The organism is Rhodococcus sp. 14-2483-1-2, assembly GCF_002259405.1.
In the GTDB taxonomy this organism is placed as follows: Bacteria; Actinomycetota; Actinomycetes; order Mycobacteriales; family Mycobacteriaceae; genus Rhodococcoides.
This window is the reverse complement of record NZ_NPFW01000022.1, coordinates 140,288-155,990: the sequence shown is the minus strand read 5'-3', so window position 1 is coordinate 155,990 and position 15,703 is coordinate 140,288. Positions and strand designations below refer to the sequence as shown.

The following is a 15,703-nucleotide window of genomic DNA, read 5'->3' as shown; positions in this document are numbered from 1 at the left end:
TATGTGACGCACGCCATGCCGCCTACGGTAACTGCACCCGACGGAAAGGAAAATCGATGCGGGCATGGGTTTACAACGGCAACAAAGACATTCGCTTGGAGGAGCTTCCGGAGCCGATACCGGGACCGGGCGAAGTGAGTGTACGAATCGCGTACAACGGTATTTGCGGCACAGACCTACACGAGTATTTCCACGGCCCGCACTTCGTGCCCATGGATTCCGCGCACCCAGTGACCGGGCATCGAGGCCCGGTCACGATGGGGCATGAAGCATCCGGAACCATCCAGGCGGTCGGAGTAGGCATCGTTGACCTCGAAGTCGGCCAGCGTATCGTCCTCGAGCCGGTGGTCCGCCAGCCGAACGACGAGTCCAGATACAACCTCGGGGGAGCCTTCTACGGAATCATGGCCCCTGGCTTCCTGGCGGACTCGGCTGTGGTGCCACGGTCGGCGATTCACGTCCTTCCGGACAGCGTGGGTCTCGCGGAAGGAGCGCTGACCGAGCCGCTCGCAGTCGCGTGGCACGCGGCAGCAAAAACTGGGCTCGAGGCCGGTTCGAGCTCGGTAGTTTTCGGCGGCGGACCGATCGGAATCGGATCGATCCTGAGCCTGCGAGCGCGCGGCGTCACTCGTGTGGCCGCGGTCGAACCGTCTCCCACACGACGTGCACTGTTGGAAAGCCTCGGCGCGCAGACGTTCGACCCCACCGCCGCCGACTACAGGGACTCTCTCGCCGAGTTCGTCGGCGACGGCGTGGACGCGTGCATCGATGCCGCAGGCGTGGGAGGGGCTGTGCACGACGGACTTCGCGTCCTCGGACCCGAGGGACGCCTCGTCGTCGTCGCCGTACACGCTGAGCCGGTCAGTTTCGACATGAACGAGCTGCTGTTGTCGGAGAAGTCCATCGTCACCTCGATGGGCTATCGAAACGACTTCCCACACGTGCTCGAACACCTCGCGGCCGGCAAACTGCCCACCGACGCTTGGGTGGAGAAAGTCCCTTTCGAGGATTTGATCGAAAGAGGAATAGATCGCCTCGCGACCGGTGACGCAGTCAAAATTCTTGTCGAGGTCTCCGGGGGCTGAAGTACGGGTGCGATCACCGCGCGCTGTGTTCGCCTCACCGACTCGACTCCACATCGTCTTCGCATTTGTAGTCACCACACCGTCCGCTCGGAACGAGCGGACGCCGCCGAAAGGAAGTCTCGATCATGCAACGCTTCGCAAACAAAGTCGCCCTCGTCACCGGAGCAGCCTCCGGCATCGGTGCTGTTGTCGCTGAATCCTTTGTCGCAGAGGGTGGCTCGGTTGTGCTGTTCGACCTCGACGCAGCCGGCCTCGACGCCATGAGGGACAAGCTCGGGCCTGCGAGCATCTCCGTTGTCGGCGACGTCACGTCCGACGACGAGGTCGCAGATGCTGTTCACACTGCAGTGAAGACCTTCGGCGCAGTGCACACCGCCTTCAACGTCGCGGGAGCGGTGCGGCTCGGAAAGATCGTCGACATCGATCCAGCAGACTGGCAGTTCACCGTTGACGTGGTCCTCAAGGGGACATTCTTGACCACGCGACACGCCGCACGTGCGATGGAGCAGACCGGTGGCGGATCGATCGTCAACGTGTCTTCCCTCAATGCCCACGTTCCACTCATCGGCGGAAGTGCCTACGCCGCAGCCAAGGCAGCGGTGGAGAGCTTCACCAAGGGATCAGCGCTCGAGCTGGCTTCCGCAGGAATCAGGGTCAACGCCGTTCTTCCCGGCTTGGTCGCCACACCGATGACCGAGGACATACTCGCGGTGGAGGCCGTGGCGCAGGACTACTACCGGCGTATTCCGGTCCGCCGAGCTGCTGAGCCGTCGGAGATCGCCGACAGCTGCCTCTACCTGGCAAGTGATCAGGCCAGCTACGTCAACGGGACGAGTCTGGTCGTCGACGGCGGGTGGGAAATCACCAATTACCCAGACCTCAGCGCACTCCTGTGACCGGACCCTCCCACCGAAGGACATACCGATGAGCCCGAATCCACCGACACTCGAGGCCCGACGCATTGCGGTCGGCGAGGTCGATCTGAGCGTTGTCGACGTAGGCGAAGGTCCGGCCGTCCTGCTGCTGCATGGGTTTCCGGACCGTGCGTCGATGTGGGAACACCAAATACGAGGCCTGGCAGCAGCCGGATACAGGGTCATCGCACCGGATCTACGAGGGTTCGGCGACAGTGACCGCCCCGTCGGCATCGATTCGTACACCGCGCCGAAGATCCTCGGCGATATTCTCGGTCTGCTGGACGCCCTCGGGATCGAGGACGTACACGTCGGTGCTCATGACTGGGGTGCCCTGGTCGGGTGGGTTCTCGCGGGAAGCGTGCCGTCTCGGGTCCGTTCGCTGACGGCCTTCTCTGTGGGGCATCCCCGGGCAATCGCAGGTGCGGGATTCGGCCAGAAGCAACTGTCGTGGTACATCCTCTGGTGGCAGACTGTGGGCGTCGCGGAAAATCAACTCCCCGAGGAAGATTGGAAGTGGTACCGCAACTGGGCATACGACGGGGCAGCGCGAGGCTCGGACAAGGACCTGGACCGGCAACTCCGCGATCTCGAACGACCAGGCGCCTTGACCGCCGGTTTGAACTGGTACCGCGCCAATCTCACCCCTGCCGAGTTCGCCCAGACCGACTGGGTGACACTGAGGGATCTCCCTCCGATCGTCTGCCCGGTGCTCGGCATCTGGAGTGATCGTGAGATGGCATTGACCGAGCGACAGATGACCGATTCGGCGCGATATGTCGCCGGACCATGGCAATACGAGAGAATTTCCGACGTCGGACACTGGATTCCAGCGCACGCACCCGAATCGGCCACTCGACTGCTGATCGAGCACATCGACAGCGTCCACAAGGGAGCCACACTCTGAAGCTCGGCCGGTATCACGCTTCGGGGTGAGCGGATGCGCGATCGACTGCCAATCATGCTCTGACGCTGGATGATTCGACGCTGTTTCCCGCGGCATCGATCGCGCATCCCACCTCCGATTTCGCGGAGGAATACCGGACAGGCTCAGCCATATTCGCGCTGCTCGACAGATTCTCCATCGGCGGCAGCGACCCACCCACCAATGGTGACCGGCGCGGCCCCTGCACGCACGCGCGGCGGCACGGCTGAGGTCACTGTCATCGACCGATTCCGACCGAAGGAACAGCTATGAACGACAGACGATTCCACGGAATCACCGCCGTGATGTCCGGAGGTAGCCGCGGCATAGGTCTCGCGATCGCCACCGAACTCGCCCGAGGAGGAGCGAATCTGGTTCTGCTGGCAAAAACCGACAGCCCTGACCCCCGCCTACCCGGAACCATCCATACCGCCGTCGAGCAGATCCGAGCCGCGGGCGGCAACGCCGTCGGCGTCGTCGGGGACGTCCGCAACGACGAGGACGTCACACGCGCCGCACGAACCGCAGCCGAGACTTTCGGAGGCATCGACATCTGCATCAACAACGCGAGCGTGCTCAACCTCTTGGGGACCGAAGACCTATCCCTGAAACGGTTCGACCTGATTCAACAAGTCAACGTGCGTGGCACGTTCGCCCTCACTCGAGCCTGCCTACCGCACCTGAAGAAATCCTCCTCAGCGCACGTACTCACTCTTTCTCCACCGCTCAACATCTCGGACCACTGGCTCGGAAAACATCCCGCGTACACCCTCGGCAAGTATGGAATGACACTTCTTGCATTGGGTTTCGCGGCCGAATTCGCCGACGACGGTATTGCGAGCAACTGCTTGTGGCCCGAAACCACCATCGCCACCGCAGCGGTGAAAAATCTCCTCGGCGGCGAAGAACGAACCGCGCACGCGCGCAACCCCCAGGTAATGGCAGATGCCGCTGCCGCCGTGCTCTCCCACACCCCGGGACACCGAACAGGACGCACGCTGATCGACGTCGATGTACTCGCGGAAGCCGGGATCACCGATCTCACTCCCTACGGCGGAATCGAACCGCTGGACTACGACATCTTCGTCGACCCGCGCTGATTCACGTACTCGTTGCCTGCAACGGCATCCTCGACAGAAAGCAGGAGCATGAAGATCGACAACACTGTTTCTCTGGTGACCGGCGGGGCATCCGGCCTGGGCTTGGCAACAGCCGGGTAACGCGGCCTCGAAGGGCGGCATCGTCTCCATGGCCCTGCCCATCGCGCGCGAGTTCGCCCGCCACCAGATTCAGGGTCACCACCATTGCTCCAGATTTTGCCCGAGGATGCACGAGCGTCACTCGGGGCGCAGGTTCCCCACCCATCCCGCCTCGGCGATCCCGACGAATTCGGAATCGACAAAGCAGGAATCGCACACATACGCTTCACGTCACCCGGTGCCTCGAACGCACTCCATCCGGAGCTCGCAGCGGCGTTCGAGTCTCGTCGACGCCGTCACCGTGGACCGAACTTCTGTGCCGGCGGGGACGTCATGAGTATGGCGATCGCTCATGACAAGAGAGTGTTCCTGTCCGAGCTTGCAGGGAAGGTCCACCGCGCCCTGGTCACGCTGGAATCGCTCCCCCTCCCTGCCGTTGCCGCAGTGCAGGGCGCAGCAGCCGGAGCCGGACTGGGACTGGTTCTTGCTGCGGACTTTGTCGTCGCCGGCAGATCCAGAAGTTTCGCAGCGGCGTACGCCGCGGTCGGTCTGTCACCGGATTGTGGTGTTTCGGCATTGCTTCCGCGAATCGTAGGCACTCGGCGTGCTGCGCAGATGCTGCTGACGGGCAGAGCGCTATCCGGTGTGGAGGCACTCGATTGAGGCCTGATCACCGATCTCGTGGACGACGAGCACATCGAGACGCGTACAACCGAACTCGCCCTCATCCTCGCGACGGGTGCCTTTCCCGCGATCGGACAGACTCGAAGACTTATCCGCGCATCGTTGCTCGGTCCCACGTCGACCAACTGGAGGACGAGGCAAGGACGATCGCATCCGTTGGCACCTCGGACTGTGCCATCGAACGGATATCGAAGTTCGGCGAACGTCGTCGGCCCGCCGGCTCCTGAGAGACCTGATCCGAGTCGACATGTCGCAGCAGTCGTTCGACACCGGGATCATGATTCAATCGCTCTCGGAAGCACTCCCCGGACCTGCCGGTACGGATCGCAGGAAACACCGCGCAGCCTCGAGCCGATCGGCGTCGTAGTCTTCCCACTTCGCTGCAGGCACATCCTGACGCCCGACCTCGACGAAACTGCGTTTGGCGAAGAACTCCGCGGCCTCACTGCTGACGGTGACCGCGAAGAGATTCGCGATACCCCTCGTGCGGCAGACCTCCAACAATCCGTCCATCAGCAGGCCACCTGCTCCCAGTCCGGAGAATTCGGCGACTGTGATCAAACCCGACACTTCGCCGAATCCCGTTCCGGCGTAGCGGTCCACCTCGAGTCCGACGATACCGGCGAGGTGCCCGGTGCGCAGCACTCGCGCACCGAGCCCTCCGACAGCCATCCTGGCAATCTCGATCCGACTGCGTTGCTTGAGAACCCCTTCTCGCACTCCCTGTGCGACCAATGCCTCGATTGCCGGGAAATCGTCCACCTGCAGCGAGGCCAGATGAAGGTAGCGCCCTTGGGTCAGGACGGTCCCCCGACCGTCGAATGTGAACAGCTCGAATTCGAGATCCTCGGCACGGCAGAGGTTTACGCTGTATGCACCGCCTGCAAGTGCTGCCTCGGCCGCGGGCGGGAAATCGTCGAGCCCACGCTCGGACAGGTGTGCGACCAGACGCTCGCGGTGCAGGTCGATGTCGGCGAAGCTTCGACGAGGATTGCCCCAACCCCCGCCCGGATCGGTCAGGACCATCTTCGACGCGCGCACGCTCGCAGACACGGTGCCGGCAGTGCGCGCGACAGCGGCCGCCTCCGCCCCGATCACGACATACTCCGAGTCCGCGATGGCCAGCCACAGACGGGCGACGGACTCGTCGTCCCAGACAGTCGCACCGGCCAAGGCCACACCACCGACTGCAGCGGTGACTTCCGAAACGTAGTCGACCGAAACCACGAAAATGAACCGCGTATCGCCAGTGCCGAACTCCCCGACGGTTCGTTCCACTGCGTCCAGCGCTGCGCTGCTCAGCACGGGAAGGGCGATCACGATCGTGACCCCGCGGAACTCCTCGATGAAGAAATCGCGCTCGGAAACAGGCACCCCGCTGGACGTCGTTTCGATCGTCGCCTCGCGCGGGACCGCTGCCCGCGGCCGCAATTTACGTGGGTTGGCGCGCAGATCGTAGTTCGTCATGATGGGTCCCAGTGTGGACTGTCGGCCCACACCCCGCAACGTCCGAATCAGTAGGTGTAGTTGATATCTCGGGAGAACGTGAATCCGCCCACAGGTGCGGTGCAGGCAACGATGTCGTCGGCCCCGGATCGGCATACCACGCCCTCGACCGACAGCACCTGGCCGAACTCGAGCACCGGTGCGTTCGCATCCACATAGATGCCCTGCGTAGTGCACATGCTTTCCGAACCTGCGGCGGTCACGCGAACAGCGACCTTGTCGTTCTCGGCATTCGAGCATTGCGGTCCCTCGAAGGGATTCCTGCCGTCCGCGGCCTGACATCCCACTCGCCCCTCGGGACCGTCGGCATCCCAGATGCCGCAGGAGATGTTGCCCGTCGGCGAAATGAAGTTGTATTTATCACTCCCCGTCCGGAACATCACGGGATCGACGTTGCCTGGTTCGTCTCCCGACGGCTGCACGATCGCACCGCCACCACCCGGCACCAGGTCCGCTGCTTCCTCCGGGGTTCGCATCGGCGGAACGACTACCGATTCCTGTGGGGATTCGGCCTCGAGCTGAGTCGGCGGCTCGGCCACAACCGACGACTCGGTGGTCGTCCCAGCGGACATACGCGTCGTGTCCGGCGTGGCACTGGTGTCCGAATCGCCACTTGCACAACCACCTAGGGCCAACCCGCACACAGTCGCGACCAGAACAACGGACTTCCGAGCAATTCCCACGTTTCCTCTTTCCTCTTTCGAGTCGATACCAAGACGTCGTGGTGTCGGCGCACGCGTGGTCAGTGAACCGACACCAGAGTTCCCCGCCTGCCGGAAGCCGGTTCGATCGACATCATTCAGCGGGCCGGCACTTCGAAGGTGGGACTCGGTGCATGCGCGGCACTCGTTCTGAAGGTAACCGTGAGCGGCCCCTCCCCTGTCTCGATGTCCAGGTAAGGGTTTGCCACATTGGGGCCCATGAACCGCCAGCTCGCCACCCGCTGCTCGGCGGTTCCGCTGAGTCCGGTGTCGTGGTTACGCCAATCCGCATAGATGCTCAGATAGCACTCGTAGTCGGCTGATCCAGCCCATGCCGGGCTGTACAGGTGGGTGGTGAAATTCGCACGAATCTCGTTGGGCGCGTAGCCGCTCTGGACATTCACATCGACGGTGCCGCCGAAACATTGGGGAACCTCGGCGAGCGTATGGATCCGTTGTTGCGGCGAGAAGTACCTCTCCTGGGCACCGGCCTGTGCGGCGCTGGTTCCGATCACGGCTGCGAGCGCGCTGGCGAGGACGAGTGAACGAGTGACGACCGGGTGCTTCTTCATGACCCTCCATGGATGTGCGCTGTGTACTTTCAGGATTCAACGTAACACTTGCCTATGCGGAAAGTGTTAGAGTTGCCAATATGGAAAGCCATCAGTCACCGGACAACGCACGCGATCTGCTGGGTGCACTTCACGCCGATCGCGTCTCTCTCGCAGATCGTCTCGCCGCACCGTTCTGGTTCTACCCGGCCTTCGCCGCATTGACCGCCTTGTACGTAGGCACACCGGCGTTGCCGGACGGCAACGTGAGTGCGGCATTCGCCGCCGTCCCGGTTGCGGCAGCAGCAACGTTGGCTCTGCTCTACCCCCGCATATCCGGGGTGCGGCCGGCGGCAGTGGGCCTGATGGGATGGTCTGTTCTCGTGGGACTCCTGGTCGGCGTGCTCGGTTTGTTGAGCATGTCCTATGGCGTGGTGGCGTCTCTGTCTGCGTGGTGGGTGCTTCTGCCGCAGGCCGTGTGCTTCGCCATCGTGCTGTTCGGGGGCCGTCTGTTCGACAGCGTGTACCGAACCCATCTACACGCCGGAGGCATCCGGCAACTCACAGGTCGCCGGACCAGGAGTAGCTGGTCGTGACCGAATCTCCCGGCGCTGGCCCGAGATTCGACGCCGTCATCCATGCTCCGATCCGTTTGCGCGTCTGCGGAATTCTGCGCCGAACCGACGAGATCGACTTCGCGGTCATACGCGACACACTCGAGATCAGCGACGCGTCGCTGTCGAAACACCTCAAAGCACTCTCCGACGCGGGCTATGTCTCGATGAAGAAAACTGCGTCGCTGTCACGTTCGGACTCACGGAGATTGACCTGGGTGAAGCTGACAAGCGCCGGACGGGAAGCGTTCGACTCCCATATCGCCGAACTCCATGTCATCGCCCACGGCCACCCGGAACCAACGCCGTCGCGACCACCCCTCGTGACGTGGAGTCCGACCTTCGGTGCCACACCCGAATTGGGCTGAACTGCATGTCACCGGGCGATATTTTCGCCACCCAGCATCCCGAACCAGCCGCCGCTCCACTCGCCCTGATGCGCTGTCCACCTGTGTGACATCGGTTCCGATCCACCCTGCACTCTCGTACACGCGAATTGCGCGGTCGTTGTCATCGATCACCCATAGTTCCAGAGTCGCGCAATCGACAGTGCGCGCATGAGTCTCGACGCTGCGCAACAACTGCGTGGCAATTCCTTCGCCCCACATCGCCGGATCCACAGCCAGGTAGAAGATCTCCAAGATACGACCGCGCGGGGCAAAGAGGACGAAACCGACTGTCCGAAAATCCGTTTCGGCGACCAGAATTGCCGCACCGGCGACGTCGAGTCTGCGTCTGATCCCCGCGACTGCCGATGACAGGTTGCACGGTGTCCGGCGCCTATCGCGAACGGCCGTCGAGCTCGTCCAGATCGATGCCACCGCGTGCAAGTCGTCGAGATCTCCGGCAACGATGACGGGCCTACCGGAACGATTCATGCGGCCGGCACGATCGTGTCGATTCTCGAGCGCTCGCACACCGCCATCAGCTCACCGTAGCTGCCCGAGGATGGAGTCGACGCGATGTCCTGCCCCCCCGAGCCCATCGATCCCACCGTCCGAGCGTCCCGGCTGCGGGCTTGGTCGTTCACCCTCACGCACGGGCAGTTCCTACCCAAATGTGTTGTAGTGCTCGCTGAATCGACCTTTCCGTTCGACGCTTTCGCCTACCCACATCAGTCGACAGCCATGTTCCGACCACGCCCGACTGGGCCGACATGCGGGCCTCGGAGACGTCACCGACATGATTCGCCGCGTGGGGTCGGCAGCACGACGACGGAATCGACCTCCACGCCCCCGCGCTGTGCGCTCTCATCGAGAAACTCGCCGAATCATGAACAGCTACAACCACTCCGGGTCCGACATCACACATCGATTCCTCGGTCGCGTTCGCGTCGAGGATCGGCCGGCGGTGTGGTGACCGTTCCGACGTCCAACAGCTCCGAGGAAACGACTCGACGACCGCGCCGTCCACCAGGTTCGCAGCGCTGACGAACCCGGCCGATGCGCCGACACCGAAGGGTGCGGTGGTCCCATCGAGCATGATCGCCCGGCCTACGGCAGCTCCTGACCGCTACATTCGGCCGGTCGAGGTGACGATGGCGGGCGATGTGGCACACTTCGTCGCTCGACATCCCCTCCACGCACGACAACAGGCAGACCAGGGCTGTTACCCGGCGGGTACTATTCGGGCACAAGGACCGCGAACGCCGAATAACATGGGCCCGGTGCCGCTCGTATCCCGAGTGAAACGGATCGGAGGGCCGATGTTCGATCTCCCGGACGATCCGGTGAGTCTTCGATCCTTCCTGGAACGTTCTCCGGACTTCGTTGCACTGTCCGACGTCACGGGAAAGATCCTGTACATCAATCCGGCAGGTTCGGAACTGATCGGCGTCGACGACGTGGCAGATATCGGCCAAGTCTCCGCCTTGGATCTGCTGACTTCCGACGGACTCGATCTGACCGACGACATCGCCGCCGGTCTGCTCTCCGAGGGCAAGTGGGAGGGCTACTGCGAGCTGCGTCATCAGGTGACCGGTACCGGCATGCCGGTCGTGGTCTCTTCCTATGTGATCAGTCGCGCCGATGGTGGCCCCGACGTGGTCGCATCCACCATTCGGCACCGACACACGGTGGAGCAGCGCAGTGCCAGGATGGCGGCCGACGCAGTCATTGCCGGTCGTCACGCGCTCGAGCAGAAGGCTCTCGCCGATCTGAGTCGATTCGCCGTCGTCGCCGAGCTACCCAGATTGCTCACTGCAGCAACCGACACCGCCGCCACCCTGATCGGCGTGGGAAACTCCGCCATCGCCCATCTCGAGCACCCGACCGACCCGTACCTGACCATGGACGCCGCCAGCGGTGCACTCGGCATGCGTCAGGACATTCCGTCCGGGGACGGTTCTCTGGTGGGATTCGTCCTGACTCTCTCGGAGCCTGTCGTCTGCAGCGACAGCCACGCCGAGAAGCGTTTTCGCACCGACACGATGATCTCACTCGGCCTCCGCAGCGGCGTCGGAGTTCCCATCCTCACCGCCGCCGGAAGAGCATGGGGAGTTCTCTCCATCCACAGCGTCGAGGCCCGTCTCTACCGCGACGAAGAAGTATCGTTTCTCAGCTCGGTGGCCGGCATCGTATCCGCGGCGATTCGACGCATCGATCTCGAGCTCCAGCTGCGACGACGTAGTACACACGACGCCCTGACCGGTCTGCCCAACCGTACCCTCGCATACGAGGTCATCGAATCGGCGTTGGACCGCGCGAGACAACAGTCCGGCACCGTAGCACTGCTTCTGCTCGACATCGACGACTTCAAGATCATCAACGACAGCCTCGGACACGACGCCGGAGACAGGGCGTTGGTCAAATTCGTCGAACGGCTCGCTTCGGCGATCCGAGACGCCGACACCATCGCACGCCTGGGCGGGGACGAATTCTTGATCGTCTGCGAAGGTGTGGACAGCGTTGCTCATGCGGAGGAGCTCGCACGTCACATCTCGAGTTCCATCGCCGTTCCCTTCTCCGCCGAGGACGTGCCCATCCCTCTGAGCGCCAGCATCGGTATTGCGGTGTCCGAACCGAATTCGACTCGGCACGAGCTGATCCACCGCGCCGACTTGGCCATGTACCGCGCGAAGGACAGTGGGACCGGCGGGCATGCGGTGTTCGATCCCACCGATCTCTACGACGCCGATCGCATCAGGTCACTGTCGATCGATCTGCGAACGGCGCTGCGCGCCGACGAACTCACTCTCGCCTATCAACCGTTGGTGGACATCGCCACACGGAAAATCGTTGCCGTCGAGGCACTCGCCCGCTGGAATCACCGAGAACTCGGACCCATCGAACCGAGCGAATTCGTCGGCGTCGCTGAAAGAACAGGTCTTGCAACACCATTGGGCGCATGGGCGCTGCGTACCGCATGCACGGCCGCAGCGCGGTGGAGAACGTTCTCCGACATCGTGGTTCGCGTCAACGTCAGCGCGCTTCAACTCCGCGATCCCGACTTTCCCACCCAGGTCGCTTCCGTGCTGGCAGAAACGGGACTGCCGGCCTTCGCGCTCGGACTCGAGGTCACCGAAACCGTGTGGGTCGCGGACACCGAGCGGGTCGCCGATACCGTCTCTGCCCTGCACGCCATGGGTGTGGCACTCCTGCTCGACGATATGGGTAAAGGCCACAGCTCCATGTCGTATCTCGACCGCTACCCGATGTTCGAGTGCTTCAAGATCGACAAGTCGTACATTGCCCGGCTGCCGTCCCCTCGGGCTCGCGCGATCGTCTCGGCCATCGTATCGCTCGCCCGCGCATTCGACGTCACCGTGGTCGGCGAGGGCGTCGAAACCGAGGAGCAACTCGAAGCACTGGCCGCCACCGGCTGCGATTTCGCGCAGGGGTACCTCTTGGGTCGGCCGGTCGGTGCCGGTGCCATCGCTGATCTACTTCTCGGCGATCGATGAATTTCGATAAAAAGGACACACTCGCCGGTCGAGTAACCGGACTCCCCCACAATCGAGCTCTCGCATCGGTGCGCGCCGACCGAGCTGCTCGAATGTCGTTGTTGCCCTTTGCGCAGCGCCTCTTGATCGAGGCTGTCGAGGGATGCGGAATTCGGCATTGGGCACGTGTCGAGGAATGGGACGGCGTGGGTCGCACGACGATCACCGACCTCGGCGGCGAACGATACGTCATAGGTGTCGACACCGTTCTACAGACTCTTCGGGAACACCTCGACGACCATCCGGGACTGAAGCCGAACGATATCGACAGTTACTTCGCCGACGAGGCAGTGCAACTGCTCCTGTTCGGCGACGTGATCTATCGACTCGAACTTCACCGCGGCAGGGGGCTGACGGCCTGATCCGATGTCGGCTCAGTGATTGCGTCGCTTTGTTTTCACCGGTGCGGGATGGGTTCCGAAAGGAACTGTCCCCTCTTTCCCCTTTCAATGTATAGCGCACCCCGGGGCTTGCGGCAAGACCCCGTGCAGGGCTCAGAATGGCTCGCTGCAGCCACGTAGCAATCGATCGGAGTCCTGTGAAACAAGTACACCCGAGTGTTTTCGACCTACCCGACAATCTCGCACACAAGGGCGACCCAGCATCGATCGGCCCTGATGAGCAACACTTTTCAGCAGTCCAGTCGAGTATCGAGAAGTCTCGTCTCGATACGGCGGAGCGGCTGGAGACCGCGCAGAAGTCGTCGGGCCGAATGGGCCGGGAGGTGATGGAACGGGACTTCGAGATACATCGCTTGGGCGGCCGTCTCCGTTCACTCCGTCGATACGGTGTCGATCTGTGCCTGGGTCGCATCGTGACCATCGACACGGACGAGCCGGTGTACATCGGACGACTCGGACTGCTGGGAACCGCGGGCGATCAACTCCTCGTCGACTGGCGCTCCCCCGCAGCCGAACCCTTCTTCGGTGCTACTCACGCCAATCCCATGGGGCTGCGAAGCCGTCGTCGATATCGGTGGACGAACGGCACCATCTCCGACTACTGGGACGAGGTGTTCGACCTGACCGGACCGATCACCGAAACTGCACTGGACGATCAGTCCGCCTTCATCGCCAGTCTGGGTTCGGCACGTTCACCGCGAATGCGTGACGTGCTCGGCACCGTTCAAGCAGATCAGGACGCGATCATTCGTGCGGACTCCCACGGCGCGCTGGTCGTGGACGGTGGTCCTGGAACCGGGAAAACCGTTGTCGCTCTGCATCGCACCGCGTATCTGCTGTACACGCAGTCGCGTCTAGGACACAGTCGCGGCGGCGTGCTCGTCGTCGGCCCACACGAGCCGTACCTCGCCTACGTCTCCGACGTCCTACCGAGTCTGGGCGAGGACGGTGTGCAGACCTGCACCCTCCGGGATCTCGTCGCCGAGGGATCGAACGCGGCCGAGGAGACGGATCCTGTTGTGGCGCAACTGAAGGCGACCGCCAACATGGCGGTGGCGATCGAGGCGGCCGTTGCGTTCTACGAGCAGCCGCCGACTCGGACCATGATCGTGGAGACCGAATGGGCCGATCTGACATTGACTGCGGCCGATTGGGCCGAGGCGTTCGAGGCACCTGAGCCCGGCACTCCGCACAACGAGGCTCGTGAACAGGTCTGGGACCTGCTGCTCACGATTCTGACCGACCGCCACGACGGCGACGAGACCCCGAACGACATACGAAAGTCTCTGCAGAACAACAATTATCTACGTGCAGAGCTGGAACGATCCTGGACGATCATCGACGCTGCCGACCTCGTCGCAGACCTGTGGAGCGTGCCGGCGTACCTTCGCTCGTGCGCACCCTGGCTCGGCACCGAGGACGTCCGCGCGCTCCAACGCCCAGATCCGACCCGATGGACGGAGTCCGATCTGCCGCTGCTCGACGCCGCCCGGATGCGGCTGGGAGATCCCGAGCATGCGCGCCGCACTCGGCGTCGGGAGATAGCCGCAACTGCGGAGCGCGTGCGGATGGACCGCGTCGTCGACGAACTCATGGCCGCCGACGACGACGAGATGATGGCCGCGCAGTTGCGGCAGGACGGGATTCGCGATGCGCTCGTCGATTCGGCGGGTTTCGAGGAGATCCCGTCGGATCCCTTGGTGGGGCCGTTCGCACACGTCGTCGTCGACGAGGCGCAGGAGTTGACCGACGCGCAGTGGCAGATGGTCCTGCGCCGGTGCCCGTCGGGCAGCATCACCATCGTCGGCGATCGCGCGCAAGCGCGGCTGGGATTCGCCGAGTCCTGGCGCGAACGGCTTGCACGTGTGGGACTCGACCGGGTGGAGATCTCCACTCTCGGCGTCAATTACCGCACCCCGCTGGAAGTGATGACCGAGGCCGAGCCGGCGATCCGCGCGGCGCTGCCGGACGCCAATGTTCCGGTCTCCATCCGCAGCACCGGTGTGCCCGTCGAGTACGGTGACGCGGCAGATCTGTCGTCGATCCTCGATCGCTGGCTGGAGTCGAACGTCGACGGAATCGCCTGCGTCATCGGTGATCCCACGTTTGCTCCGTCGGGTCGCATCCGCTCGCTGACACCGCAGTCGACGAAGGGACTCGAATTCGATCTGGTCGTCCTGATCGACCCGGATTCGTTCGGATCAGGAATCGCCGGTGCCGTCGACAAGTATGTGGCGATGACGCGAGCGACCGGTCATCTGGTCGTCCTGACCACTCATCGCGAGGCCGCACCGAGGACGTCGAGCACGGCATGAATTGCCGGGCTGGCGTCGGCGCTGCGCCGCCACGCGGCCTCCACCTCACGAACGGGAGCTCGCTCGAGCGGTACCGCGACGAGATCGGCACCGAGCAACGGACGCGCGAGGCGAGGCACGAGAGCGAGGACATCGTCCGCTTCGACCAACGCGAGTTGCGTGGAGAAGTCGTCCACGAGATGGCGAACGTCGACCTCGGCGGACGTCTCGGCGAACAGCCGCCGAAACCACTGGTGGCACACCGTTCCGGCCGGGCTCGTCACCCACGGGTACCGAGCGAGTTCGGCAGGGGTCAACGCGATGTCGGGTCGGGCGAGGGGGTGGGTTCGCTTCATGATCACGTCGCCGAAATCCGTGTGAATCCGTTGCCGAACGACCGAGGGCGGAGCGGGCGCGGATACTCCGTCTGCGTCGTGCACGAGCGCCAGGTCTGCAGTCCCGGCAGACACGCTGTGCAGCGCGCGGTCGGGATCCTCCTCGCTGATGTGCACTGTCAGGTCGGGATACCGTCGATTCAGCTCGATCAGTGCGGGTGCCAGCAAACCACGAACCGCGGTCGAGAAGCCGACCAACCGAACGACACCACGTGCCACGCCCTCGTCTGCGGATCGAGCCGCCTCGACACACCGCTCGAGAGCGTCGAACACCTCCCCCGCCGACTCGACCACCGCCCGACCTGCGGGGGTGAGCACGACTCCCCGACCGGCCTGGGCCAGTACCGGGGTGCCGATCTGCCGTTCGAGTCGTTTGATCTGCTGGGAGATCGCCGAGGAGGTGTAGCCGAGCTCGTCGGCGGCGCGCGCGAGGGTGCCCAGAGCTGCCACAGCGCGCAGGGCGTGCAGGGCACTCAGGTCGATCATGAAGCAAC

15 protein-coding genes and 1 pseudogene are annotated in these 15,703 nt (G+C 63.5%); 10 read left to right on the top strand and 6 right to left on the bottom strand.

The genetic code is table 11. The features are described 5' to 3' along the window. The first annotated feature begins 56 nt into the window (after positions 1-56). The 5 genes from CH295_RS21850 (at position 57) to CH295_RS21825 (ending at position 4,786) form a co-directional block, all read left to right on the top strand. The gene (locus CH295_RS21850; protein ID WP_094741931.1) at positions 57-1,085 is read left to right on the top strand and encodes a zinc-binding dehydrogenase; all 1,029 of its coding nucleotides are present in this window, start codon (positions 57-59) and stop codon (positions 1,083-1,085) included. Between the two features lie 125 nt (positions 1,086-1,210). Then, positions 1,211-1,981 carry an SDR family NAD(P)-dependent oxidoreductase gene (locus tag CH295_RS21845; RefSeq protein WP_094741930.1) on the top strand — a complete coding sequence of 257 codons (771 nt, stop codon included), beginning with the start codon at positions 1,211-1,213 and terminating at the stop codon, positions 1,979-1,981. Positions 1,982-2,009: 28 nt separating this feature from the next. After that, positions 2,010-2,906 (top strand): alpha/beta fold hydrolase, encoded by an 897-nt coding sequence (locus CH295_RS21840; protein WP_094741929.1) that lies wholly within the window; start codon positions 2,010-2,012, stop codon positions 2,904-2,906. 287 nt (positions 2,907-3,193) lie between these two features. Next, a complete protein-coding gene (locus CH295_RS21835) occupies positions 3,194-4,024 on the top strand; it encodes an SDR family oxidoreductase (RefSeq protein ID WP_094741928.1) in 831 nt (276 codons plus the stop codon). 204 nt (positions 4,025-4,228) lie between these two features. Then, complete coding sequence (locus tag CH295_RS21825) at positions 4,229-4,786, top strand: enoyl-CoA hydratase/isomerase family protein (RefSeq protein ID WP_353955482.1); 558 nt, start codon at positions 4,229-4,231, stop codon at positions 4,784-4,786. A gap of 303 nt (positions 4,787-5,089) precedes the next feature. Here the strand turns inward: CH295_RS21825 and CH295_RS21820 are convergent, their stop codons facing one another. The 3 genes from CH295_RS21820 to CH295_RS21810 all read right to left on the bottom strand — a co-directional run bounded on the left by CH295_RS21820 (position 5,090) and on the right by CH295_RS21810 (position 7,586). After that, complete coding sequence (locus tag CH295_RS21820; RefSeq protein WP_094742171.1) at positions 5,090-6,274, bottom strand: GNAT family N-acetyltransferase; 1,185 nt, start codon at positions 6,272-6,274, stop codon at positions 5,090-5,092. 47 nt (positions 6,275-6,321) lie between these two features. Then, positions 6,322-6,885 carry a hypothetical protein gene (locus CH295_RS21815; RefSeq protein ID WP_094741927.1) on the bottom strand — a complete coding sequence of 188 codons (564 nt, stop codon included), beginning with the start codon at positions 6,883-6,885 and terminating at the stop codon, positions 6,322-6,324. Between the two features lie 227 nt (positions 6,886-7,112). Further along, a complete protein-coding gene (locus CH295_RS21810; RefSeq protein ID WP_094741926.1) occupies positions 7,113-7,586 on the bottom strand; it encodes a hypothetical protein in 474 nt (157 codons plus the stop codon). Positions 7,587-7,666: 80 nt separating this feature from the next. On the opposite strand from CH295_RS21810, the gene CH295_RS21805 reads away from it, so the two are divergent. Together CH295_RS21805 and CH295_RS21800 are read left to right on the top strand one after the other, a co-directional pair. Beyond that, positions 7,667-8,161 (top strand): hypothetical protein, encoded by a 495-nt coding sequence (locus CH295_RS21805; RefSeq protein WP_094634422.1) that lies wholly within the window; start codon positions 7,667-7,669, stop codon positions 8,159-8,161. Next, a complete protein-coding gene (locus CH295_RS21800; protein WP_052047483.1) occupies positions 8,158-8,547 on the top strand; it encodes a transcriptional regulator in 390 nt (129 codons plus the stop codon). The genes CH295_RS21805 and CH295_RS21800 overlap by 4 nt, the downstream gene beginning before the upstream one ends. A gap of 138 nt (positions 8,548-8,685) precedes the next feature. Here CH295_RS21800 and CH295_RS28535 read toward each other — a convergent pair. Both CH295_RS28535 and CH295_RS27915 read right to left on the bottom strand, forming a co-directional pair. Beyond that, positions 8,686-9,057: pseudogene (locus tag CH295_RS28535) on the bottom strand (GNAT family N-acetyltransferase); the annotation flags it as partial. Next, positions 9,054-9,215, bottom strand: a complete 162-nt coding sequence (locus tag CH295_RS27915) for a hypothetical protein (RefSeq protein ID WP_170946019.1) — start codon at positions 9,213-9,215, stop codon at positions 9,054-9,056. The pseudogene CH295_RS28535 and the gene CH295_RS27915, both read right to left, overlap by 4 nt. Before the next feature lie 669 nt (positions 9,216-9,884). On the opposite strand from CH295_RS27915, the gene CH295_RS21790 reads away from it, so the two are divergent. From CH295_RS21790 to helR, 3 genes are all read left to right on the top strand, one after another. Then, the gene (locus CH295_RS21790; protein WP_094634424.1) at positions 9,885-12,080 is read left to right on the top strand and encodes a sensor domain-containing protein; all 2,196 of its coding nucleotides are present in this window, start codon (positions 9,885-9,887) and stop codon (positions 12,078-12,080) included. Further along, positions 12,077-12,481, top strand: coding sequence for a hypothetical protein (locus CH295_RS21785; RefSeq protein ID WP_141217069.1), 405 nt, complete (start codon positions 12,077-12,079; stop codon positions 12,479-12,481). Before CH295_RS21790 ends, CH295_RS21785 begins: the two co-directional genes overlap by 4 nt. A 137-nt stretch (positions 12,482-12,618) precedes the next feature. Then, positions 12,619-14,835: an RNA polymerase recycling motor ATPase HelR gene (gene helR, locus CH295_RS21780; RefSeq protein WP_170946018.1), complete on the top strand. Its 2,217-nt coding sequence runs from the start codon at positions 12,619-12,621 to the stop codon at positions 14,833-14,835. Here the strand turns inward: helR and CH295_RS21775 are convergent. Next, the gene (locus CH295_RS21775) at positions 14,796-15,695 is read right to left on the bottom strand and encodes a LysR family transcriptional regulator (protein WP_094741922.1); all 900 of its coding nucleotides are present in this window, start codon (positions 15,693-15,695) and stop codon (positions 14,796-14,798) included. The two genes, helR and CH295_RS21775, sit on opposite strands and share 40 nt — an antisense overlap. Positions 15,696-15,703 lie beyond the last annotated feature (8 nt).